The sequence below is a fragment of the Loktanella agnita genome, from assembly GCF_046640325.1.
Lineage (GTDB): Bacteria > Pseudomonadota > Alphaproteobacteria > Rhodobacterales > Rhodobacteraceae > Yoonia > Yoonia agnita.
The window spans coordinates 15,684-37,771 of the sequence record NZ_JBJMBF010000020.1 but is presented as its reverse complement, the minus strand read 5'-3'; the positions used below and the strand labels follow the sequence as shown (position 1 = coordinate 37,771).

The following is a 22,088-nucleotide window of genomic DNA, read 5'->3' as shown; positions in this document are numbered from 1 at the left end:
TCAGGGTTTACTGAATAGCCGCGCCGCTTCAAACACCTCGTCCAGCCTGTCAAAGCGGCCCTTGGTGCGTGGCCAATTCTGTTCTTGCACCGCAGCAAAAAGCGTTTCCAACAGCATGATCGTGGACACATTCGAATCCCAGGCAGAGGGGATTTCCACCCAGCACAGCAGCACAAAATCAGCGATATCGGCAATCGGGCTGGCCCATTGATCAGTGATCACTATCACCGTCACCTTGCGCTCTTTCGCCAGTTCAGCAACGCGCAGCAGGTTCGCTTCGTAGCGGCGGATGTCAAATAAAAGAAGGGTGTCGCCTTCCTTCATGTCCAGAACATAGTGCGGCCACGTGGCGGATGAGCTGGTCATATGCGTCACCCGCTCGCGGATCGCCTGAAAATGGGTAAAGGCATATTCCGCCATCGCCCGTGTGATACGCCCGCCCGCGATATAAAGACGGCCCGATGTGTCGGCCAGTTTGACTGCGGCCTTGTCGAACTTGTCGTGGTCAATATTTGACAGGGTCTGGCTCAGATTTCGGGTCACGGCCTGCGAAAAGCGATTGAGTAGATGGCTTTCCGGCGCTTCCGTTGCCCAGTTCGCGCGGCGCTGACTGGGGCCCTGCACCTTGGCCTGTAGCTCGGACAGCAGCGCCTGATGGAATTGCGGAAATCCCTTGAATCCCAGCTTGTTCACCATGCGCGCCACAGTTGGGGTCGACACCTCGGCATTCTTCGCGACGACAGTGATCGACGCAATCCCCGCCCCCGGATAGTCATTCAGCAACATCGCCGCGAGCTTCTTTTCAGCCACGGTCAGGTCGGAATGATGTTCGCGGATCAGCTCTCGCACGGTGATATTGGTGTCGCTCACTTTATCCCTCTTTCGCGTTTTGCATCCAATTTGAGCAAGTTCCCACTTTCGGGAACGCGGCCTGCGATCTCTCTGGACATATTTCCGGAAAATATTTGACATAAAATTTGCCTTGTGGAAACATTTTTACAGAAACGGGGAATATTTGATGCAAGACCTGCAGGAGACATCGCAAAACAATGCTGTGCAGGTTGATAATGCAGATGGCGCGGGCCGCGTATTGATTCTTTGTGAACATGCCTCGCACCACATTCCGGCGATGTTTGGGGATCTGGGGCTTAGTGATGCGGATAAGATCAGCCATGCCGCTTGGGACCCCGGTGCATTCGCTATGGCGCAGCTGATCAGCGACGCGCTGGATGCGCCACTTGTGTCCAGCCAAGTGTCCCGATTGGTCTATGACTGCAATCGCCCGCCAGAGGCAGCAAGCGCCATGCCGGAGCAAAGCGAATTGGTGACGATTCCCGGCAACAAAGGGTTGAGCCAAGCGCAGCGGCGGGCGCGTGTCGATGCCTATTACGCACCGTTCTGCATCGCAGTGCAGGATATCATCGCGACCCGAAAGCCCCGTGCGTTGGTGACGGTGCACAGTTTCACACCGGTTTATTTTGGCAACGCACGGCTCACCGAAATCGGCATTCTGCATGACCGTGACCGACGCATGGCCGACACAATGCTGACTGCCGCAACCGCATCAAAATTCACTGTAGAGCGTAACCAACCCTATGGGCCCGAAGATGGCGTGACCCATTCCCTGCGGCTGCACGGGGTGCAGAATGGCATTCCGAACGTGATGCTCGAACTACGCTCAGACCTGATAGCAACTCCGGTGCAGCAGCGGGACATGGCCGAAGCACTGCTCAACTTACTGCACCCTGCGTTGAACGAATTGGAGGCGACAGATGCCGCGTCTGATTAGGGCCTATGTGCGCTTTGTGGACGGCATGAACCGTCTGATCGGGCGTTGCGCGATGTATGGGATATTCGTCCTTGTTGGGGTGTTGCTATGGTCATCGGTTTCCAAGACGTTTTTCACGCCATCCATGTGGACGCTCGAAACCGCGCAATTCGTGATGGTCGCCTATTATATCCTTGGCGGCCCGTATTCGATCCAGATGGGATCAAACGTCCGGATGGATCTGTTTTATGGCGGCTGGACACCGGTGCAAAAGGCTTGGGTGGATGGGTTCACTGCCTTCTTCCTGCTCTTTTACCTTGGCGTCCTGCTTTATGGCGGGCTGGGGTCGTTCGCCTATTCGCTGGGGTATTTCGGATCGGAACCTGTGACCTTCTTCAAGGATCTGATCCTTGCCTTTGTGACGGGCGGACCGGCCGGGGCGGGCGAGCAGTTAGGTTATCTTGAGCGTAGCTCAACCGCGTGGCGTCCCTTCCTTTGGCCAATCAAACTAATGCTCACCTTCGGGGTGTTCCTGATGATGCTGCAAATCGTGGCCGAGTTCTTTCGCGACATCGGTCGCATCCGTGGAGTAGAGCTGTAGTGTCCCATGAATTAATCGCCCTCACCATGTTTAGCGGCATGATGTTGATGCTCTTTACCGGGCAGCGTGTCTTTGGCGCGATTGGCTTTGTCGGCGCGCTGGCCGGGCTGATGCTCTGGGGGACGGGGGGCGTCGATGTCCCGTTTTCAGCGGCGATGAAGCTGATGAAATGGTATCCGATGCTGACGCTGCCCATGTTCATTTTCATGGGCTACGTGCTGTCAGAAAGCCGGATCGCTGACGATCTTTACAAGATGTTCCATGTCTGGATGGGGCCGGTGCGCGGCGGTCTGGCTATTGGAACGATTGGCCTGATGGTCCTGATCTCGGCGATGAACGGGCTGTCGGTGGCAGGTATGGCCATCGGGGCGACGATTGCGCTGCCCGAACTGCTCAAGCGGAACTATGACAAGATCATGGTGACGGGCGTCATTCAGGCGGGGTCATCGCTGGGCATCCTTGTGCCGCCATCGGTCGTGCTGGTGCTTTATGCGATGATCGCGCGACAACCGGTGGGGCAGCTTTGGCTGGCGGGCGTGGTGCCGGGGCTGCTGATGGCGACGCTGTTCATCATCTACATCTACATCCGATGTCGGCTGAACCCCGCACTCGGCCCCGCCTTGCCAAAGGCAGAACGCAATGTGCCTCTGGCAGAAAAGCTGCGGCTGCTGCGGGCCGGGCTGCTGCCCCTGATCATCTTTGCCACGATGATGGTGCCCTTCGTGAAAGGCTGGACCTCGCTTGTCGAAAGCTCTGCCATCGGGGCGATGGCGGCTTTCGTCGCAGCCATACTCAAAGGGCGCATGACGAAAGAGGTGTTCGAAAACTCCGTTCGCAAGACGCTGGGTATTTCCTGCATGTTCATGTTCATCATCCTTGCCGCCCTTGGTTTTGGGGCGATCTTTGATGGTCTGGGCGCAGTGCAGGCGATTGAAAACCTGTTCACAGAGCAGATGCATCTCAGCCCTTGGGCGATTCTGATCCTGATGCAGCTCAGCTTTATTCTAATGGGCACGTTTCTTGATGACACCGCGATGCTGGTGATCGTCGCGCCACTTTATGTGCCGCTGGTGGGCGAACTGGGATTCGACCTGATCTGGTACGGTGTGCTTTACACGATCACGACGCAGATCGCGTATATGACCCCGCCCTTTGGTTATAACCTGTTCCTGATGCGGGCGATGGCACCGCCGGAAATCGGATTGCGAGACATCTACCGCTCTATCGTGCCCTTTGTGCTGCTGATGGTGCTCGCGCTCAGCCTTGTCATGATCTTCCCGCAGATCGCCATGTGGCTGCCAGGCATCGTCTATGGAAACTGAATCAATAACAGAGCCTGAAAAGCAGGCCGCCTATCATCAACAAGGAGAAGGTAAAATGAAGACAAGACGTAAGTTCCTGCAAGCGGCCGGTGCCGGGGCAATTGCCGCACCGCTGGCCACCCCGGCGGTTGCCCAATCCACAATCACATGGCGAATGCAGACCTATGCCGGTCCCGCACTGGCCGAACATGTGATCAAACCGGCCATCGACATGTTCAACAAGATCGCAGGCGACCGCATGCAGATCGAGCTTTATTTCGCGGACCAGCTGGTCCCGACGGGTGAGTTGTTTCGCGCAATGCAGCGCGGGACGATTGATGCGGTACAGTCGGATGACGATTCGATGGCCTCGCCCACCGATGTGACCGTGTTCGGCGGCTATTTCCCCTTCGCCTCGCGCTATTCGCTCGATGTGCCGGTGCTGTTCAACCAATACGGCCTGAACGAAATCTGGGACGAAGAATATTCCAAGGTCGGCGTCAAGCACATCAGCGCGGGCGCATGGGACCCCTGCCATTTCGCCACCAAAGAACCGATCAACAGCCTTGCCGATCTGCAGGGTAAACGGGTCTTTACCTTCCCCACCGCTGGCCGCTTTATGTCGCAATTCGGGGTCGTGCCGGTCACTATCCCATGGGAAGACGTCGAAGTCGCGATGCAAACGGGTGAGCTGGATGGCATCGCATGGTCCGGCATCACCGAAGACTACACTGTCGGCTGGGCGGATGTGACCAACTACTTCCTGACCAACAACATTTCAGGCGCATGGGCCGGATCGTTCTTTGCCAATATGGATCGCTGGAACGAACTGCCCGAAGATCTGCAAACCCTGTTCCGCGTGTGCTGTGACCAGTCACATTACTATCGCCAGTGGTGGTACTGGGGCGGCGAAGCATCATTGCGCGTGGACGGCAGCAAACTCGAACTCACTACCATCCCTGACGAAGAATGGGCACAGGTCGAAGCGAAAGCGATGGAATTCTGGGACGAAATCGCAACCGAGTCCGAGGTGAAGGCGCGGGTGGTCGAGATCATCAAGAAATACAACGCCGACATGCTCAAGGCGGGCCGCCCGTACCGCTACAGCTAAATCAAAATCCCTGCCGGTGTTGTCATCGGCGGGGACCATTCTGAAAGGGAGTGTGCCGCAATGTTATCTTTCGATGATCTCAAAGCGCAGGTCGCTGCGGGCGGGATTGACACTGTGCTGGTCTGCATCGTCGACATGCAGGGCCGCCTGATGGGCAAACGGTTCCTCGCGCAGCACTTTATTGACAGCGCCTGGGAAGAAACCCATTGCTGCAACTACCTGCTGGCCACTGATCTGGAAATGGCAACGCCGGATGGTTTCGCCGCGACTTCGTGGAAGGCAGGATATGGTGATTACATCATGAAACCAGACCTCAGCACCCTGCGCCCGGTCCCATGGCTCGACGGGACTGCGATGGTTCTTTGCGACGTGATCGACCACCACAGCCACGCAGACGTGCCCCATTCGCCCCGCGCCCTTCTGAAAGCGCAGGTCAAGCGATTAGACGCGATGGGTTACACCGCACAAACCGCGACCGAGCTAGAGTTTTTCCTGTTTCAAAAAGGTCTCGACGACATTCGCCGCAGCGGCTTTGCCGATCTGGAACCGATTTCAGGCTATAACGAAGACTACCACATCTTCCAGACCACCAAAGAAGAGGGCGTGATGCGCCCGGTTCGCAATCATCTTTACGCCGCAGGTATCCCCGTCGAAGGCACAAAGGGAGAGGCCGAGGCAGGTCAGGAAGAGCTGAACATACGCTATGCCGACGCGTTGCTGACCGCCGACTACCACACGATTGCCAAGAACGCGGTCAAGGAAATCGCCTGGCAACAAGGGCACGCCGCCAGCTTCATGGCCAAATACCACCACGACAAGGTGGGCTCTTCCAGCCATATTCACCAATCGCTCTGGCAGGATGGCAAGAACGCATTCCATGATCCAGCAGACAAGCGTGGCATGTCCGCAATCATGAAATCCTATCTGGCGGGATTGCTGAAATACGCACCTGACTGCACTTATTTTTTGGCCCCCTATATCAACAGCTATAAACGGTTCCAAAAAGGCAGCTTTGCCCCGACCCGTGTGATCTGGTCCGTGGATAACCGTACCGCGGGTTTCCGGCTCTGTGGCGAAAACACCAAAGGGGTGCGGGTGGAATGCCGGATCGGTGGATCGGATATGAACCCCTACCTTGCCACTGCGGCACAACTGGCCGCCGGGATTGCGGGAATCGAAGAAGGGCTGACATTGGAAGCACCCTTCGCAGGCGATGCCTATGATGCACAGGTTGCACATATCCCATCCACACTGAAAGACGCACACGCAGCGCTGGATCAATCCGACATGCTGCGCGAGGCATTTGGCGATTGGACGGTTGACCATTATGTACGCGCCGCTGAAGTGGAAATCGAAGATTTCGAACGCGTTGTGACCGATTATGAGGTCGCGCGCGGTTTTGAACGTTCATGACAAAGAGGACAAGATGACAGGGCAGCTCACATGTATTTCGCCCATTGATGGATCAACCTATGCGACCCGCGAAACGCTCTCGCGCGATGCCGGTTTCGCTGTGGCCAAACGTGCCCGTGATGCGCAGGCCGCCTGGGCCGCCCGCCCGCTGCAAGAGCGGATTGATCTGGTCATGGCGGGTGTCGCCGCTGTGGGGGCGATGAACGACGATATCGTGCCGGAACTGGCGCATATGATGGGGCGACCCGTCCGCTTTGGCGGCGAGTTCGGCGGTTTCAATGAACGCGCCAGCCATATGGCTGACATCGCGGCAGACAGCCTTGCCGATATAGAAGTCGGTGAAGATGCCAGTTTCAAGCGCTACATTAAACGGGTGCCGCATGGTGTCGTCTTTGTGGTCGCTCCCTGGAACTATCCTTACATGACCGCGATCAACACGGTTGCCCCTGCCCTGATTGCTGGCAATGCGGTGCTTTTGAAACATGCAACGCAAACCTTGCTGGTGGGCGAACGGATGGCGCAGGCGTTTCACAGCGTCGGCGTGCCCGAGGATGTGTTCATCAACGTCTTTCTCGACCATGCAACAACAAGCGACCTGATTGCGGGCAATGCCTTTGACTTCATAAACTTCACCGGTTCTGTCGGTGGTGGGCGTGCGATGGAGCAGGCCGCAGCGGGAACCTTCACCGGGCTGGGGCTGGAACTCGGCGGCAAAGACCCCGGCTATGTCATGGAAGATGCCGATTTAGATGCTGCAGTTGATACGTTGATCGACGGGGCGATGTTCAATTCCGGGCAATGCTGCTGCGGAATCGAACGGATTTACGTGCATGAAAGCCTGTACGATGATTTCGTCGCCAAGGCAGTTGCGATTGTGCAGGGCTATAAACTCGGCAATCCGCTGGACCCCGAAACCAGCATCGGACCGATGGCCCATGTGCGTTTCGCGCAAGAGGTCCGCAACCAGATTGCCCAAGCGGTCGCCGCTGGAGCAACAGCCCATATCGACACATTCGCCGAGGATGACGGCGCGGCCTATCTGACGCCCCAAATCCTGACCAATGTCACCCATGATATGCGGGTGATGCGGGACGAAAGCTTTGGCCCCGTGGTCGGCATCATGAAAGTGTCATCCGATGCCGAAGCGATCGCCTTGATGAATGACAGCGAATACGGGCTGACCGCCTCGCTCTGGACGCAGGATGTGGACAGGGCCATGGCTGTCGGTGATCAGATCGAAACCGGCACCGTCTTCATGAACCGGGCCGATTATCTTGACCCCGGCCTGTGCTGGACCGGTTGCAAAAACACCGGGCGCGGCGGCGGGTTGTCCGTGATCGGCTACCACAACCTGACGCGCCCCAAATCCTACCATCTGAAAAAGGTGACAACATGAGCCCGACCGGCAACTGGTCCTACCCCACCGCAATCAAATTCGGCGCAGGCCGGATCAGCGAACTGCCCGGCGCATTGGCACAGGTCGGCATCACCAAACCATTGCTGGTGACTGACCGAGGTCTGGCAGGGATGGAGATCACGCAAAAGACGCTGACAATCATGGAAGAAGCAGGCTTCGGGCGCGCCATGTTTGCCGAGGTCGACCCAAACCCGACCGAAAAGAACCTCGCTGCAGGCGTTGCCGCCTATAATGACGGTGGCCATGATGGGGTCATCGCATTCGGCGGTGGCTCTGGTCTGGATCTGGGAAAAATGGTGGCCTTCATGGCCGGACAGACCCGCCCTTTGTGGGATTTTGAGGATATCGGCGACTGGTGGACCCGCGCCAATGCAGATGTGATCGCACCAATCGTTGCGGTGCCGACAACCGCAGGCACCGGGTCAGAAGTGGGGCGCGCCTCTGTCATCACCAATTCCGAAACCCATGCGAAAAAGATCATCTTTCACCCTAAGGTCCTGCCGGGTGTCGTCATCGCAGACCCGGAACTAACCGTTGGGATGCCGAAATTCATTACGGCAGGCACGGGCCTTGATGCCTTTGCCCACTGTGTCGAAGCGTTTTCCAGCCCACATTACCACCCGATGAGCCACGGGATCGCGCTGGAAGGCATGCGGCTGGTAATTGAAAACCTGCCGCGCGCCTATGCCGATGGGACCGACATCGAGGCCCGTGCGAACATGATGTCCGCTGCGGCTATGGGGGCTGTCGCATTCCAGAAAGGGCTGGGCGCGATCCATGCGCTGTCACACCCGATTGGTGCCTTCTTCAACACCCATCACGGGACCACAAACGCCGTCTGCATGCCTGCAGTGCTGGAACTCAACGCGCCGCTGATCTCCGACAGGTTCGACCGGGCAGCATCCTATATCGGGATAGAGGGCGGCTTCGACGGGTTCCGTAAATTTGTGCAAGACTTCAACGACAGCTTTGAAATCCCACACCGGCTGCGCGACATGGGCGCCAACCATAATAACCTCGATGAGCTTGTGTCCGCGGCACTGGCTGACCCGTCCTGCGGGGGCAACCCGGTCGCCCTGACCGAAACAAATGTGAAAGCATTGTTCGAAGCTGTGATCTGAACTTACATCTCGAAGCCGATCCGGCTTCGAGATCACCAACCGCCTGCCACACGATATCCGCATGTCACCGCGCGCAATCATGCAAAATTTTTCTAGTGACGCAGGGATCACAAAGGATTGCACAAAGACAATGGTCTTGACGACTCAAGAACCATGCTTGTCTTTTGGCATTTAAAATTGGTCGAAGGTGGACTGTGGCGACAACTTTAGCGCCTGATCTGAACGATGTGGTCGCCTTCATGGGCATTGCGGCGGTTGTCAGAGCGCATGTCAATCTTGCGCACATCGGCAAAGCTGCGGCAACCGACCTCGATCCCGCCGACGACACGGCTGTGCCGGTTACATTCCTGCTGCATTGCCGACAGCACGCGAATAACGCTGTCCGATGCCAACCGGTCGCCACTGGGTTTCAGCGCAAAGCCCAACGCTGCCAGCACCGCGCTTAGCAGAAGATACTTGATACCTGTCATAATCGTAAAACCCTGAAACAGATGAGTCGCTCTCATCTGAAAACTGATCCGCATTAGAGCCACGCTTGATGCAAATCTAGCAAAATTTTGTTGAATCACGCGAATGTTGTTCTGGCACGCTAAGTTGTGTCGTGTGGCGCGCTCTTTCACAGTAGAAAACTGCGCTGATCGCTTTTCGGGGCGGCGCATATGAGATAAGCGCTGTGGAACAATTCTGAACCGCAGGACCGGACCGATGAAATTCACCCTTTCCTGGCTGAAACGCCATCTCGACACTGACGCTTCCGTTGATGATATCGCCTATGCGCTGACTGATCTCGGGCTAGAGGTTGAAGGCATCGAAAATCCCGCCGAGCGGCTGGCAGATTTCACCATCGGCAAGGTGCTCAGCGCGGAAAAGCACCCCGATGCGGACAAGCTGAAAGTCTGTCAGGTCGCAACCAAGGATGGTCAGATCCAGATTATCTGCGGCGCGCCCAATGCGCGCGAAGGGATCACCGTGGTCATCGCCAGCCCCGGCACCTATGTTCCCGGCATCGATACGACCATCGGCGTGGGCAAGATCCGTGGTATCGAAAGCTACGGGATGATGTGCTCAGAACGCGAGATGGAACTGTCCGACGAACATGACGGGATCATCGAACTGGCATCTGGCGAAGTCGGCGAACGGTTCACCGACTGGCTGGCGACCAACCAGCCCGAAAAAGTCGATCCTGTGATTGAAATCGCGATCACACCGAACCGTCCCGACGCGCTCGGCGTGCATGGCATTGCGCGTGACCTTGCCGCCCGTGGCCTTGGCGCGCTGAAAGCGGTCGAGGTTACCCCGGTACCAGCCAGCTTTACGTCTGATCTGAAAGTATCCATTGATGATGATACGCTGGACGGATGCCCAGTTTTCTATGGCCGTTTGATCAAAGGCGTCAAAAATGGCCCCAGCCCGGCTTGGCTGCAGCAGCAATTGCGCGCCATCGGCTTGCGGCCCATCAGCTTTCTTGTCGATGTGACCAACTGGTTTACCTATGACTTGAACCGCCCGCTGCATGTGTTTGATGCCGATAAGGTGCAGGGCGCTTTGCGCGTCCACCGCGCGCAGGGCGGCGAAACCATCATGGCGCTGGATGACAAGGAATATGCGTTACAACCGGGGCAGATGGTCATTTCCGATGATAACGGGCCGGAAAGCATCGCCGGTGTCATGGGGGGCGCCGAAACCGGCTGCACCATGGATACGGTCAATGTCTTCGTGGAAAGCGCCTATTGGGACCCGATCCAGATCGCCTACACAGGCCGCGCGCTCAAAATCAATTCCGACGCGCGCTATCGATTTGAACGGGGTGTGGATCCGGAATTCACCCCCGCAGGTGTCGAACACGCTGTGCGGATGATCGTGGATCATGCGGGCGGCGAAGCCTCTGAACTGATCCAGGCGGGGCAGGTGCCGGATACGGCGCGCGCCTATAAGCTTGACACAGATCGCTGTTCTTCGCTTGTTGGCATGGATATCCCTGCCGACACGCAGCACGCCACATTGACCGCGCTTGGCTTCCGGATGGAAGGTGACATGGCCCATGTGCCATCCTGGCGTCCCGATGTGCAGGGAGAGGCCGATCTGGTGGAAGAGGTCGCGCGCGTTGCGTCCCTGACCAAGTTGAAAGGCGTGCCAATGCCGCGCGCGCAGGCGGGCGTGCCCAAGCCGATCCTGACGGTTAGCCAGTCGCGCCAACAGGCCGCACGGCGGACGGCGGCGGCGCTGGGCTATAATGAATGCGTGACCTACAGCTTTGTTGACCGGCAAGCGGCAGAACTGTTCGGCGGCGGCGATGACGCGACGATGCTGGAAAACCCGATTTCCAGCGAAATGTCCCATATGCGGCCCAACCTGCTGCCTGGCCTGCTGCGGGCGGTCGCACGTAATCAGGCGCGGGGCTTCATGGATATGGCCCTGTTTGAGGTTGGCGCGGGTTTTCACGGGGGGGAGCCGGGCGAACAACACATGCTGGTCTCTGGCGTGCTGATCGGCAAGACCGGCCCAAAGGACGTGCATGGCACATCGCGGGCTGTTGATGTCTATGATGCAAAGGCGGATGCAGAGGCTGTGCTCGCCGCCATTGGCGCGCCCGCAAAGGTGCAAATTCTGCGCGGGGCGTCAGCCTGGTGGCACCCTGGGCGACACGGCAAGATCTGCCTTGGCCCGAAAAAGGTGCTCGGTGTCTTCGGTGAATTGCATCCCAAGGTCCTACGCGAAATGGATATCAAAGGCGCGGCTGTCGGCTTTACCATCTGGCCCGATGAAATCCCCGCACCGCGCAAGAAATCCACCGCACGCGCGCCTTTCGTGGCGACGGACCTGCAAGCAGTCGAACGCGATTTTGCCTTTGTGGTCGATGCCGAGGTTGAGGCGCTGACGCTGGTCAACGCCGCTGCCGGGGCAGACAAGGCGCTGATCACTGATGTGCGGGTCTTCGACGAATTCATCGGCGGCAATCTGGGCGAGGGCAAAAAATCCCTTGCAGTCACAGCGCGCCTGCAACCGACGGATAAAACGCTCAAAGAGGCTGATATTACCGACGTCAGTGCCAAGATTGTCGAAAAGGTGACCAAGGCAACGGGCGGTACGCTGCGCGGCTAAAGCGCTATGCGAAAAACCTGAATCTGCTAACGCTGCCTGAAATCATAAATTTCAACGCGTTAGCAGATACGTCATGTCTCAGGTATTTCGTCAAACGCTATAGGCGACATCTGATCCCGGACCTGATCCGGGATCTCCACCTGATTTAACGCAGAGGTCCCGGATCAGGTCCGGGACGGCGTTGCGTTCGGTGGTAAGTCCTTGCTCAATATTTCGTCCAGCACATCAAAGACCAGCCTGATACGCGGGCTGGTATGGATTTCGCGATGTGTCGTCAGCCAGACCGGAAAGGTAATCGGCTTCATCTGCGGCAGGACGCATTCCATTTCGGGGGCCATGGCAGCCACGGCATCATCCATCGGACACAGACCCAACCCGGCCCGCGCCATGGCCCAGGCCACCAGCCCGTTTTCGGAGTTGACCCGGAAATTCTGCGCCGTGACAGGGATGTCTATCGTATTCAGATAGCTGACCATCCGGTCCACATTGCCGAAAGATATAAAGTCGTGCTGCGCCAGATCGGCCAGAGACTGCGGTCTGACCCGGGCATCCAGATAGGATTTGGCAGCATAAAGCATCGCCTGCGCTTCGCGGATCAATCGCGCCACAAGATCCGGCTGATCCGGTCGCACGTGTCGCACCGCGATATCCGCCTCGCGGCGCATCAGATCGCGGATATCGTTTACCGCTATCACGTCGATATGCAGACGCGGCGCCAGCACCCGGCAGCGGCTGACAACGGCTGGCAGCCAGAGCGCGGAAAACATGTCACTTGCGGTGATCCGCACCGTGCCCTCGACCGATTGGCTTTGCCCCATTGCGGCCAGCGCCAGCCGATCTGCCGCGGCCCCCATATCGCGTGCATGCACCAGCAATTCCTGCCCTGCCGCAGTCAGATGCAGCCCCCGCCCGACCCGTTCGAACAGCATCAGCCCCAGTTCATCCTCTAGCGCTGCGATCTGGCGCCCCAGCGTTGGCTGGGTCAACCCGATTGCACGCGCCGCAGCAGAGAGCGAACCCGTCTCTGCCGTCGCCAGAAAGGCGCGCATGCGGCTCCAGTCGAAAGGGCTATTCATGCATATATGTATAAATAAGCTGCGCATTTCGTCAATTCACGGGATTACGTGCATGGGTTAACCTGTTCCGAAAGGAGGACCGCCATGACTGACGCTTCATTCTGGGACAAAGTCGCGCCGAAATATGCGCTATCACCGATCGGCAATCCGCAGGCGTATGAATATACACTGGACCGGACACGCAGCTATCTCAAGAACACCGATCAGGTGCTGGAAATGGGCTGCGGCACAGGATCAACCGCTTTACTGCTGGCCAGCAGCGTCGACCATCTGACCGCGACCGATATTTCGCCTGCCATGATTGCCATCGCGAAGGGCAAGCCGACCCCCCAAACAAATATCACCTTTGCTGTGCAAGACGCCGTGCCGGAGGGTCGCAAATATGATGCGGTACTTGCGTTCAACCTGTTTCATCTGGTGCCTGAAATGGAGAACCGCTTTCGCCAAATCCATGCGGCACTGCCTGAGGGCGGGTATTTCATTTCCAAATCCGCCTGCCTGCGCGGCGGGCTCAAGGGGATCGGTTTTGCCATTCTTCTGCCGATGCTGCGGGCCATGGGCAAAGCCCCCTACGTGCGGCGCTTCACCGCTACTGCGCTGGAGCAGGCAATCACCGCCGCCGGTTTTGATATTGTCGAAAGCGGCAATCATCCGGGGATCGCGCGCTATGTAGTGGCTCGCAAACGCGCGTCGTGACCGGGTTAGTCCCGGCGCTGAAACGGTCCACAGCGTTCCGATTTTGATTTGAGATATCAAGCATCACAAATCGCGTTCGACCATTAGGGAGAGGCAGCGAATTGTGATTCAAGTATAACTCGAATTGCTTTAGGACTTGTGCGACCCATTCAACGCAAGGAGCCGCGCATGACGCTGAACATCTATCTTTCCGGCGAAATCCACACCGACTGGCGCGAACAGATTACAGCAGGCGCACAGGGGTTGGCTGTGACATTTACCGGACCGGTTACCGATCATGCGGCCTCGGATGATTGCGGCGTCACGATCATGGGGGCAGAGCCTGACAAGTTCTGGCATGACCATAAAGGCGCGAAGCTGAACGCGATCCGCACACGCCATGGCATCGAAAATGCTGACATCGTGGTGGTGCGGTTCGGCGCGCAATACAAACAATGGAATGCCGCCTTTGATGCAGGCTATGCGGCCGCGCTGGGCAAGTCATTAATCGTCATGCATGGGGATGACCATCAGCATGCGCTGAAAGAGGTCGACGCAGCGGCCCTCGCCGTTGTGCAAGAGCCGCAGCAGGTTGTTGATATCCTTAAATACGTGCTGAAGGGGCAGCTGTCTTAAACTACTGCTCGGTCCCGCTCAGGACGGATCTGGGATGCGCCGGGCCGTGTCCACGGCGGGACGGGCAAAAAACCGCTCTACATAGGCGGGCACATTTTTCAGATCGTGATAGCCGACCACGTCCTTGGTGCCGTAGAATTCGAGTGCATTGATCCACGGTGCGATCGCCATATCGGCAATGGAATACTCCCCCGCAATCCAGTCCTGACCATCGAGCTGTTTTTCAACCACGGCCAGCAAGCGGATCGCTTCGTCCCGGTAGCGTTCGCGCGGGCGGTCGTCGGGAATGTCCTTGCCCGCGAACTTGTAAAAGAACCCCATCTGCCCAAGCATCGGTCCAAGACCACCCATCTGAAACATCAGCCATTGGGTGATATGGGCCTTCTGCGTTGCAGTGTTTCCGATGAATCTCCCTGTTTTTTCAGATAGATACAACAGGATCGCACCGCTTTCGAAAATCCCGATGGGGCCATCTGGGCCGTTCGGGTCGATGATTGCGGGGATCTTGTTGTTGGGGTTCAGCGACAGAAACGCATCGCTTTTGACGTCTGCGTCGCTCAGCGTGACCAGATGCGGCTCATAAGCCAGTCCCATCTCTTCCAGTGCGATGGATATCTTCACGCCGTTAGGTGTCGGGTAGGAGAAGAGCTGGATGACAGAAGGGTCCTTGGCTGGCCAACGGGTGGTAATTGGGAAATCGGACAGATCGGTCATGGGGGCATTCTCCTTTTCATAAATGCTTGCGGCACCATTACGGGGAACAACGCGAAAGAAAACCTATGGTTCTGTGAGCCAATCAGGTTAAAACTGTGCGTAGTTGCGCAGTGGGCGTCAGCCATGCGCAGAAGTAAAAAAAAAGAGTGGGACATCATGATTAACGAATTCAAAGACTTCATCGCCAAAGGCAACGTCATGGACATGGCCGTCGGCATCATCATCGGGGCAGCGTTTACGGCGATCGTCACGTCACTTGTGGGTGATCTGATCAACCCGATCATTGCATTGTTCACCGGCGGCATGGATTTTTCCGGCTGGTTCTATGTGCTGGGCGAGGGGGAGTTTCCTTCTGTTGAAGCGGCACAAGAAGCCGGAGTTTCCGTCTTTGCGATTGGTAACTTCCTGATGGCCGTGATCAACTTTCTGATCATCGCCTTTGTGGTGTTCATGCTGGTCAAAATGGTCAACCGGATCAAGGCTGCTGCGGAAAAGCCGGATGACGTTGCGCCAGACGTACCAACCGGACCTTCCGAAAAGGACATCCTGATCGAAATCCGCGATGCGCTGCAAAAGCAGTAATTGCAAGGCTGGCAGGCGGGCTACTTTGCCTGCCTGCCGTTTCCTGCACAAGTCAGGAATACCCGGAACGACGGGCGCATCCGTTTTGCGTAAACTCACCCATATTATTTTTTATATTAGTGGAGGTGGGTATGGCATTTTCACCAGCCGTATTGGATGAAATCGAACGGGTCGCGCTGGATCAGCAAATCGAACCTGCCGCGCTGAAAGCGGTGGTCGAGGTTGAAAGCGCCGGGCGCGCGTTCACAAAGATTGATGGGCGGGATATGCCGCTTATCCTATATGAATATCACGTTTTCTATCGTTATTCCGACCTGACAGACCCGCAGCGCCGTGAGGCGGTGCGCCGGAAACTGGCTTCACCCCGCTGGGGCGATCTGCCTTATGCGAAAAGTCAGGCGGCACGATACAACCAGCTTACCCGTGCTGCTGCTATTAATGAACAAGCGGCTTATGCGGCCTGTTCCTGGGGCGTAGGCCAGGTGTTGGGCGAGAATGCGGTGTGGCTGGGTTTTGGTACGCCCAAGGCTTTGGCCGAAAAGACTATGGAAGGTGTGGCCGGCCAGCTTGCCGTCATGCTCGCTTTTATCAACAAGGCGGGCATCATGGATAAGTTAAAGGCGCGCGACTGGCGCGGCTTTGCCCGGCGCTATAACGGGCCGGGTCAGGTTGATTACTACGCAAACCGCATGGCGACTGCCTACCGGCGCCATGCTGGCAGCGACTGGCAACCCCCAGAGATCAGCCCTGTTTCACTGCGTGTCGGCGCGCGCGGTCCGGACGTAGCCGATTTGCAGCGCAAACTACGCAGCCTTGGTTTTCACCTGCATGTGGATGGGGACTTTGGACCAGCCACGCAACGCATGGTGCGGCAGTTTCAGGCTGAAAACGGATTGGTCGCCGATGGTATTGCCGGTCCGCAGACTATGGCGCGGATCGAAGCATTGCGCGGCATCAATTAGGCCGCGCGCGAACCGGATTATGAAGGCCGCCCCCATTGGGCGGCCTTTCTGTTTGGCGCTATCCCTTTAATGCTAAATCGGGCGACAGCACATCAATGCCCAGCGCGTCACCGACGGCAGCATAGGTCACACGCCCCGCATGAACATTCAGCCCCTCCAGCAGATACGGATCGTCGGTGCAGGCCTGCCGCCAGCCCTTGTCGGCCAAGGCCAGCATGAAGGGCATCGTCGCATTGCCAAGAGCAATGGTCGACGTACGGGCAACAGCGCCGGGCATATTGGCGACGCAGTAATGCATGATGCCATCAACCTCATAAACAGGGTTTTCATGAGTGGTCGCCTTGGAGGTTTCAAAGCAGCCGCCTTGATCAATTGCCACATCAACCAGTGCCGCGCCCGGTTTCAGCTCTGCCAATTGCGCGCGGCTGATCAATTTGGGTGCAGCGGCCCCCGGCACCAGCACTGCACCAATGATCAAATCCGCCTCACGCGCCAGATCAACCGTGTTGCCTGCACTCGCATAGCTGGTCTTGAAGGTCCCGCCGAAGACATCATCAAGATAGCGCAGACGGGGCAGGTACCGGTCAAGCACGGTCACGTCCGCGCCCATGCCCGCCGCGATCCGTGCGGCATGGGTGCCCACAACGCCGCCACCTATCACTACAACGCGCGCGGGGCCGACACCCGGCACGCCGCCCATCAACACACCGCGCCCGCCATTGGCTTTTTGCAGCGTCCACGCCCCGACCTGCGGCGCTAGCCTGCCAGCGACCTCGGACATAGGCGCAAGCAAGGGCAGCCCGCCGCGATTGTCGGTCACGGTCTCATAGGCGATACAGGTCGCGCCGCTTTCCATCAGATCACGAGTCTGATCGGGATCCGGCGCAAGGTGCAGATAGGTGAACAGGATCTGCCCTTCGCGCAGCATTTTGCGTTCGACAGGCTGCGGTTCTTTCACTTTCACAATCATGTCGGCAGCGGCGAAAACCTCTGCCGCGCTACCAAGAATTTGCGCCCCGGCAGCAATATAATCGTCATCCGGAAAGCCAGCGCCCAGACCAGCATCTGTCTCGACGCTGACCTGATGACCATGGCTGATAGCTTCATGCGCGGCGTTTGGGGTCAGGCCGACGCGAAATTCCTGCGGTTTGATCTCTTTCGGGCATCCAATATGCATTCTGATCTCCTCCTGCGTGTGGATGTAGCTTCAACTTGATAGTCTGCAATTATACGCGGTTTTCCTTGGCGTGGCGCTACTGTGGGGGTAGAACCGGGCGTAAATATCGTATTTCTTCGAAGGATTGTGCAGCGGATGGAGCTGGATAGTATTGACCGACGAATCCTCGAGGTTCTCCAAAAGTCAGGGCGCATGTCCAATCAGGAACTGTCAGAGGTCGCGAATCTGTCGCCCTCTGCCTGCCACCGCCGCGTGCAGCGGCTGGAAAAGGACGGCTTCATTCGCGACTACGTGGCCCTTCTGAACCCGCGCAAAGTTGGGCGGCGCACGACGGTCTTTGTGGAAATCACGCTCAGCGGTCAGACAGACGATGTGCTGGACGCTTTCGAAAAGGCCGTCGCCCGTGTGCCCGATGTGTTGGAGTGCCATCTGATGGCGGGTACGGCGGATTATTTGCTCAAGGTCGTGGCCGAAGACACCGATGATTTCGCGCGGATCCACCGCCGGTATCTGGCGCGGCTGCCGGGGGTGGCGCAGATGCAATCCTCTTTCTCGCTGCGCACCGTGCGGCATACGACTGCCCTGCCCGTATAGCGGCGTCTTGCGACTGGCACGCTTTACTGAGACGATCGCCCGGACCACAAAAGAAAGTTCGCCCGATGTCCCTGTTCACTGGCTTGTCCGCATTCCCGATCACCCCGACTGATGCAAAAGGGCAGGTCGATACAGCAGCCCTGCGCCACCTGCTGGACCGGATCACTGAGGCAGGGGCAGATTCCATTGGCCTGTTGGGCAGTACCGGCACCTACATGTATCTCAGCAGGGCGGCGCGCGCGCAGTTGATCCGCGCCTCGTCCGATCATCTGAAATCCAGCACGCCGCTGATCGCCAGCGTTGGTGCGTTGCGAACTGACGACGCCGTGGCGCTGGCGCAGGACGCGCGCGCAGCCGGGGCCAACGCGCTTTTGCTGGCGCCAGTGTCCTATACACCGCTGACGCAGGAAGAGGTCTATCAACATATCATCACCGTGGCCGACGCGACTGAGCTGCCCCTGTGCATCTACAACAATCCGGGCACGACGCATTTCAGTTTCAACACCGATCTGATTGCCCGGCTTGCCAAACATCCGCATATTGCTGCGATCAAAATGCCGTTGCCTGCCAATGGTGATGTGGCCGCAGAACTATCGCAGTTGCGCGCGCTGGTGCCCGATGATTTCCGCATTGGCTACAGCGGTGACTGGGGCTGCGCGGCGGCACTGCTGGCGGGGGCCGATGTATGGTTCAGTGTGGTCGGCGGCATTCTTCCCGATGTTGCGGCACGGCTGACACAGGCCGCGATGGCAGGTGATAACGGCGCAGTAGGCCAAATGAACACACAACTGACCCCGCTTTGGCAGCTCTTTCAAGAATTCGGCAGCTTGCGTATTGTCTATGCCGTGGCGCACAAGCTTGCGGTGACCGACGCGCTGCCGCCGCGCCCGATCCTGCCCGTGCCTGTAGACGTCCAGAAAAGGGTTGCGGATGCGCTCGCCCCCTTCGCCAAATCCTGACACAGGATTTGCCTTCAGACTTTCTGTGAAAGTCTGACACGTGCAGCCCGGCTTGCCCCTTTCACTTGCAGGCCTGCCGCGTTAAGACCCCAGCGTTGAAATGAAGGAGCCAGCCAAATGGGCTACAGAATTGCCGTCGTCGGCGCCACGGGCAATGTGGGCCGCGAAATGCTGAACATTCTCCACGAACGGGCCTTCCCGGTGGATGATATCGCCGTACTCGCCAGCCGAAAATCGCTGGGGACCGAGGTCAGCTTTGGCGACAAAACCCTGAAGACCAAAGATCTGGATACGTTCGATTTCTCCGGTTGGGATATGGCGCTTTTCGCAGTTGGTTCGGACGCGACGAAGAAATACGCGCCCGTCGCCGCCAAGGCAGGCTGTGTGGTGATCGATAACTCATCGCTTTATCGCTATGATGCTGATGTGCCCTTGATTGTACCCGAAGTGAACGCGGATGCGGTCCACGGGTATAGCAAGAAGAACATCATCGCGAACCCCAATTGCTCCACCGCGCAAATGGTGGTTGCGCTGAAACCGCTGCATGACCGTGCCAAGATCAAGCGCGTGGTGGTTAGCACTTACCAATCCGTGTCCGGTGCAGGCAAAGGCGGGATTGATGAGCTCTGGGATCAAACGAAATCAATATATAACCCCACCGATGACAAGCCGGCCAAGCAGTTCACCAAGCAGATTGCGTTTAACGTCATCCCGCATATTGATGTATTCATGGACGACGGCTCCACCAAAGAAGAGTGGAAGATGGTCGCCGAGACCAAAAAGATCATCGACACCGCGATCAAGGTCACCGCGACCTGCGTGCGCGTGCCGGTCTTTGTTGGCCACTCCGAGGCGATCAATATCGAATTCGAAGACTTCATCGACGAGGATGAGGTCCGCGATATCCTGCGCGAGGCGCCCGGCGTGATGGTGATCGATAAGCGTGAAGATGGCGGCTATGTCACCCCCGTTGAATGTGTCGGCGATTTCGCGACCTTCATCAGCCGCATCCGTCAGGACAGCACAATCGACAACGGGATCAACCTGTGGTGCGTGTCGGACAACCTGCGCAAGGGTGCCGCATTGAACGCAGTGCAGATTGCCGAATTGCTCGGCCGGGAATGCCTGAAAAAAGGCTGATCTGACAACGGGGCAGGGGCGGGTTGACCGTCCCTCGCCCCTTTCTGCGACCGATGGCGGCTGTTACCATCTTCTCAAACACCCACTGCCAGTGGCGATGCGTGGGGGGAAGATAAGGGCAGTCAACAGATGAAAACAGGTATTGCGCCTGCGGTCGTGCTGCGGAACCGCGATTTCAGACGATTGTGGATCAGCGCGCAGGCTTCCAATCTGGGCAGTTTGATACAGGCGGTCGGGGCCGGTTGGCTGATGACCTCTCTGACCAGTTCAGAGCGGATGGTCGCATTGGTCCAGACCTCGCTGACACTGCCGATCATGGTATTTGCCTTGGCGGCGGGCGTGTTTGCCGACAGCTTTGACCGGCGCAAGGTCATGATTGTGGCGCAAAGCTTCATGCTGGTGGTTTCGGTGCTTTTGACGGTGCTTGCCGCGCTGGGCGGACTATCACCCTGGGGGCTGCTTGGGTTCACCTTCCTGATCGGCTGCGGCGCGGCGTTGCACAATCCGTCATGGCAGGCCTCGGTTGGCGACATCGTCAAACGGGAAGAGGTGCCAACAGCGATCTCTTTGAACGCCATCGGCTTCAACATCGTGCGCAGTGTCGGGCCTGCCGCCGGGGGTGTTGCGGTTGCAATCGGCGGCGCGGCGGCGGCGTTTGCGGTCAACGCGTTCAGCTATCTTGCCATTCTTGGCGCGCTCTTCACTTGGCATCCAGTGCGTACACCCCGCGCCCTCCCGCGAGAGGCGTTTGGCGCAGCCTTTGTCGCTGGTCTGCGCTATGTCGCCCTGTCGCCGAACCTGATCCGTGCCATCCTGCGCAGCGCGACATTTGGCGCGGCGGCGGTCGCCATCCAAGCACTTTTGCCTGTTGTGGTACGCGACGAACTGGATGGCGGTGCCGTGGCCTATGGGGTGCTGCTGGGCAGCTTTGGTATCGGCGCTGTGTCCGGCGCGATGTTCAGCCAGCGGCTGCGGGCCCGTTTTGCCAATGAGACTCTTGCGCGGATTTGCTTTGTCGGGATGGGCGCTGCGACATGCGTGGTCGGTAACAGCACCATGCTGCCCGTCACCGCGCTTGCGCTGTTTGTCGGTGGCGGGTGTTGGCTGCAAATGATGTCGCTGGCCAATGCGACTGTGCAGATGTCAGCCCCGCGCTGGGTGGTGGGGCGCACGGTGGCGCTTTATCAGACGGGTGCGTTTGGTGGCATGGCGCTGGGCAGCTGGGTTTGGGGGCTACTGGCCGAAGCGCAGGGCGTCACCGTTGCCCTGACCGCCGCAGCGCTCATGCTGCTTGTGGGGGCGGCATTGGGCCGGTTTGTACCCCTGCCGGATTTTGAAGGGCTGGATCTGGACCCGCTCAACCACTTCAAAGAGCCGCCACTGCGGCTGGACCTGACCCATCGTAGCGGCCCGATCATGATCGTCGTCACCTATGAAATCGCCGAAGCGGATGAGGCCACGTTCCAACAGCTTATGGCGCAACGGCGGCGCATCCGGATCCGGGACGGGGCGCAACGATGGGCGTTGTTGCGTGATCTGGAAAAGCCGGACCTTTGGTTGGAAACCTACCATGTACCCACATGGACGGAATATGTCCGGCACCATGCCCGGCGTACCCAATCCGACAAGGGCGTGAATGAGGCGATCCTTGCGCTGCACAAAGGGACCGCACCGCCTGCCGTGCATCGCTACCTTGAACGACCATCCTTGTAAGTCTGCGTATGATTCTTCTGCGCAAC

At 58.0% G+C, this 22,088-nt stretch carries 21 protein-coding genes; 16 read left to right on the top strand and 5 right to left on the bottom strand.

Annotation, left to right across the window (positions count from 1 at the left end; genetic code table 11):
• Positions 1-870, bottom strand: coding sequence for a MurR/RpiR family transcriptional regulator (locus ACJ5NV_RS18005; protein ID WP_411645969.1), 870 nt, complete (start codon positions 868-870; stop codon positions 1-3).
• Between the two features lie 148 nt (positions 871-1,018).
• Between ACJ5NV_RS18005 and ACJ5NV_RS18000 the strand changes: the two genes are divergently transcribed.
• From ACJ5NV_RS18000 to ACJ5NV_RS17970, 7 genes are read left to right on the top strand one after another with little or no spacing between them, the layout of a single operon-like run.
• Positions 1,019-1,789, top strand: a complete 771-nt coding sequence (locus ACJ5NV_RS18000) for an N-formylglutamate amidohydrolase (RefSeq protein WP_411645968.1) — start codon at positions 1,019-1,021, stop codon at positions 1,787-1,789.
• A complete protein-coding gene (locus ACJ5NV_RS17995; protein ID WP_411645967.1) occupies positions 1,773-2,369 on the top strand; it encodes a TRAP transporter small permease subunit in 597 nt (198 codons plus the stop codon). Before ACJ5NV_RS18000 ends, ACJ5NV_RS17995 begins: the two co-directional genes overlap by 17 nt.
• Positions 2,369-3,691, top strand: a complete 1,323-nt coding sequence (locus tag ACJ5NV_RS17990) for a TRAP transporter large permease (RefSeq protein ID WP_411645966.1) — start codon at positions 2,369-2,371, stop codon at positions 3,689-3,691. The genes ACJ5NV_RS17995 and ACJ5NV_RS17990 overlap by 1 nt, the downstream gene beginning before the upstream one ends.
• A 55-nt stretch (positions 3,692-3,746) precedes the next feature.
• Complete coding sequence (locus tag ACJ5NV_RS17985; RefSeq protein ID WP_411645965.1) at positions 3,747-4,781, top strand: TRAP transporter substrate-binding protein; 1,035 nt, start codon at positions 3,747-3,749, stop codon at positions 4,779-4,781.
• 60 nt (positions 4,782-4,841) lie between these two features.
• A complete protein-coding gene (locus ACJ5NV_RS17980; protein ID WP_411645963.1) occupies positions 4,842-6,194 on the top strand; it encodes a glutamine synthetase family protein in 1,353 nt (450 codons plus the stop codon).
• 13 nt (positions 6,195-6,207) lie between these two features.
• Complete coding sequence (locus tag ACJ5NV_RS17975) at positions 6,208-7,590, top strand: aldehyde dehydrogenase family protein (RefSeq protein WP_411645961.1); 1,383 nt, start codon at positions 6,208-6,210, stop codon at positions 7,588-7,590.
• Positions 7,587-8,732 (top strand): iron-containing alcohol dehydrogenase, encoded by a 1,146-nt coding sequence (locus tag ACJ5NV_RS17970; RefSeq protein ID WP_411645959.1) that lies wholly within the window; start codon positions 7,587-7,589, stop codon positions 8,730-8,732. The genes ACJ5NV_RS17975 and ACJ5NV_RS17970 overlap by 4 nt, the downstream gene beginning before the upstream one ends.
• 206 nt (positions 8,733-8,938) lie before the next feature.
• Here the strand turns inward: ACJ5NV_RS17970 and ACJ5NV_RS17965 are convergent, their stop codons facing one another.
• Entirely contained in the window at positions 8,939-9,202 is a 264-nt protein-coding gene (locus ACJ5NV_RS17965; protein WP_411645957.1) for a hypothetical protein, read from the bottom strand.
• Between the two features lie 235 nt (positions 9,203-9,437).
• Here ACJ5NV_RS17965 and pheT point away from each other — a divergent pair, with 235 nt between their 5' ends.
• Positions 9,438-11,834, top strand: a complete 2,397-nt coding sequence (pheT, locus tag ACJ5NV_RS17960; protein ID WP_411645955.1) for a phenylalanine--tRNA ligase subunit beta — start codon at positions 9,438-9,440, stop codon at positions 11,832-11,834.
• A 164-nt stretch (positions 11,835-11,998) separates the two neighbouring features.
• On the opposite strand, the gene ACJ5NV_RS17955 is transcribed toward pheT, so the two are convergent.
• Positions 11,999-12,910, bottom strand: a complete 912-nt coding sequence (locus tag ACJ5NV_RS17955; RefSeq protein WP_411645954.1) for a LysR family transcriptional regulator — start codon at positions 12,908-12,910, stop codon at positions 11,999-12,001.
• 84 nt (positions 12,911-12,994) lie between these two features.
• Here ACJ5NV_RS17955 and ACJ5NV_RS17950 point away from each other — a divergent pair, with 84 nt between their 5' ends.
• Both ACJ5NV_RS17950 and ACJ5NV_RS17945 read left to right on the top strand, forming a co-directional pair.
• The gene (locus ACJ5NV_RS17950; RefSeq protein ID WP_411645952.1) at positions 12,995-13,606 is read left to right on the top strand and encodes a class I SAM-dependent DNA methyltransferase; all 612 of its coding nucleotides are present in this window, start codon (positions 12,995-12,997) and stop codon (positions 13,604-13,606) included.
• A 168-nt stretch (positions 13,607-13,774) separates the two neighbouring features.
• Positions 13,775-14,221, top strand: a complete 447-nt coding sequence (locus tag ACJ5NV_RS17945; RefSeq protein ID WP_411645950.1) for a YtoQ family protein — start codon at positions 13,775-13,777, stop codon at positions 14,219-14,221.
• An 18-nt stretch (positions 14,222-14,239) separates the two neighbouring features.
• On the opposite strand, the gene ACJ5NV_RS17940 is transcribed toward ACJ5NV_RS17945, so the two are convergent.
• Positions 14,240-14,935, bottom strand: coding sequence for a glutathione S-transferase family protein (locus tag ACJ5NV_RS17940; RefSeq protein WP_411645948.1), 696 nt, complete (start codon positions 14,933-14,935; stop codon positions 14,240-14,242).
• A gap of 156 nt (positions 14,936-15,091) precedes the next feature.
• On the opposite strand from ACJ5NV_RS17940, the gene mscL reads away from it, so the two are divergent.
• Positions 15,092-15,517 carry a large conductance mechanosensitive channel protein MscL gene (gene mscL, locus ACJ5NV_RS17935; protein ID WP_411645946.1) on the top strand — a complete coding sequence of 142 codons (426 nt, stop codon included), beginning with the start codon at positions 15,092-15,094 and terminating at the stop codon, positions 15,515-15,517.
• A gap of 131 nt (positions 15,518-15,648) precedes the next feature.
• Entirely contained in the window at positions 15,649-16,479 is an 831-nt protein-coding gene (locus tag ACJ5NV_RS17930; RefSeq protein ID WP_411645944.1) for an N-acetylmuramidase domain-containing protein, read from the top strand.
• A gap of 58 nt (positions 16,480-16,537) precedes the next feature.
• On the opposite strand, the gene ald is transcribed toward ACJ5NV_RS17930, so the two are convergent.
• Entirely contained in the window at positions 16,538-17,656 is a 1,119-nt protein-coding gene (gene ald / locus ACJ5NV_RS17925; RefSeq protein ID WP_411645942.1) for an alanine dehydrogenase, read from the bottom strand.
• Positions 17,657-17,791: 135 nt separating this feature from the next.
• Here ald and ACJ5NV_RS17920 point away from each other — a divergent pair, with 135 nt between their 5' ends.
• The 4 genes from ACJ5NV_RS17920 to ACJ5NV_RS17905 all read left to right on the top strand — a co-directional run bounded on the left by ACJ5NV_RS17920 (position 17,792) and on the right by ACJ5NV_RS17905 (position 22,062).
• On the top strand, positions 17,792-18,250 hold the full coding sequence (locus tag ACJ5NV_RS17920; RefSeq protein ID WP_411645940.1) for an Lrp/AsnC family transcriptional regulator: 459 nt from the start codon (positions 17,792-17,794) through the stop codon (positions 18,248-18,250).
• 65 nt (positions 18,251-18,315) lie between these two features.
• A complete protein-coding gene (locus ACJ5NV_RS17915; RefSeq protein ID WP_411645938.1) occupies positions 18,316-19,209 on the top strand; it encodes a dihydrodipicolinate synthase family protein in 894 nt (297 codons plus the stop codon).
• A gap of 117 nt (positions 19,210-19,326) precedes the next feature.
• Positions 19,327-20,349 (top strand): aspartate-semialdehyde dehydrogenase, encoded by a 1,023-nt coding sequence (locus tag ACJ5NV_RS17910; RefSeq protein WP_411645936.1) that lies wholly within the window; start codon positions 19,327-19,329, stop codon positions 20,347-20,349.
• A gap of 129 nt (positions 20,350-20,478) precedes the next feature.
• A complete protein-coding gene (locus tag ACJ5NV_RS17905; RefSeq protein WP_411645934.1) occupies positions 20,479-22,062 on the top strand; it encodes an MFS transporter in 1,584 nt (527 codons plus the stop codon).
• Positions 22,063-22,088 lie beyond the last annotated feature (26 nt).

Excerpts from the sequence above, each read along its gene's own strand:
- ACJ5NV_RS17980 (WP_411645963.1), top strand. The coding sequence starts at position 4,842 with ATGTTATCTTTCGATGATCTCAAAGCGCAGGTCGCTGCGGGCGGGATT.
- ACJ5NV_RS17950 (WP_411645952.1), top strand. The coding sequence starts at position 12,995 with ATGACTGACGCTTCATTCTGGGACAAAGTCGCGCCGAAATATGCGCTA.
- ACJ5NV_RS17995 (WP_411645967.1), top strand. The coding sequence starts at position 1,773 with ATGCCGCGTCTGATTAGGGCCTATGTGCGCTTTGTGGACGGCATGAAC.
- ACJ5NV_RS17905 (WP_411645934.1), top strand. The coding sequence starts at position 20,479 with ATGAAAACAGGTATTGCGCCTGCGGTCGTGCTGCGGAACCGCGATTTC.
- ACJ5NV_RS17965 (WP_411645957.1), bottom strand. The coding sequence starts at position 9,202 with ATGACAGGTATCAAGTATCTTCTGCTAAGCGCGGTGCTGGCAGCGTTG.
- pheT (WP_411645955.1), top strand. The coding sequence starts at position 9,438 with ATGAAATTCACCCTTTCCTGGCTGAAACGCCATCTCGACACTGACGCT.
- ACJ5NV_RS17975 (WP_411645961.1), top strand. The coding sequence starts at position 6,208 with ATGACAGGGCAGCTCACATGTATTTCGCCCATTGATGGATCAACCTAT.
- ACJ5NV_RS18000 (WP_411645968.1), top strand. The coding sequence starts at position 1,019 with ATGCAAGACCTGCAGGAGACATCGCAAAACAATGCTGTGCAGGTTGAT.
- ACJ5NV_RS17955 (WP_411645954.1), bottom strand. The coding sequence starts at position 12,910 with ATGAATAGCCCTTTCGACTGGAGCCGCATGCGCGCCTTTCTGGCGACG.
- ACJ5NV_RS17945 (WP_411645950.1), top strand. The coding sequence starts at position 13,775 with ATGACGCTGAACATCTATCTTTCCGGCGAAATCCACACCGACTGGCGC.
- ACJ5NV_RS17985 (WP_411645965.1), top strand. The coding sequence starts at position 3,747 with ATGAAGACAAGACGTAAGTTCCTGCAAGCGGCCGGTGCCGGGGCAATT.
- ACJ5NV_RS17930 (WP_411645944.1), top strand. The coding sequence starts at position 15,649 with ATGGCATTTTCACCAGCCGTATTGGATGAAATCGAACGGGTCGCGCTG.
- ACJ5NV_RS17910 (WP_411645936.1), top strand. The coding sequence starts at position 19,327 with ATGGGCTACAGAATTGCCGTCGTCGGCGCCACGGGCAATGTGGGCCGC.
- ACJ5NV_RS17915 (WP_411645938.1), top strand. The coding sequence starts at position 18,316 with ATGTCCCTGTTCACTGGCTTGTCCGCATTCCCGATCACCCCGACTGAT.
- mscL (WP_411645946.1), top strand. The coding sequence starts at position 15,092 with ATGATTAACGAATTCAAAGACTTCATCGCCAAAGGCAACGTCATGGAC.
- ACJ5NV_RS17920 (WP_411645940.1), top strand. The coding sequence starts at position 17,792 with ATGGAGCTGGATAGTATTGACCGACGAATCCTCGAGGTTCTCCAAAAG.
- ACJ5NV_RS17940 (WP_411645948.1), bottom strand. The coding sequence starts at position 14,935 with ATGACCGATCTGTCCGATTTCCCAATTACCACCCGTTGGCCAGCCAAG.
- ACJ5NV_RS17970 (WP_411645959.1), top strand. The coding sequence starts at position 7,587 with ATGAGCCCGACCGGCAACTGGTCCTACCCCACCGCAATCAAATTCGGC.
- ald (WP_411645942.1), bottom strand. The coding sequence starts at position 17,656 with ATGCATATTGGATGCCCGAAAGAGATCAAACCGCAGGAATTTCGCGTC.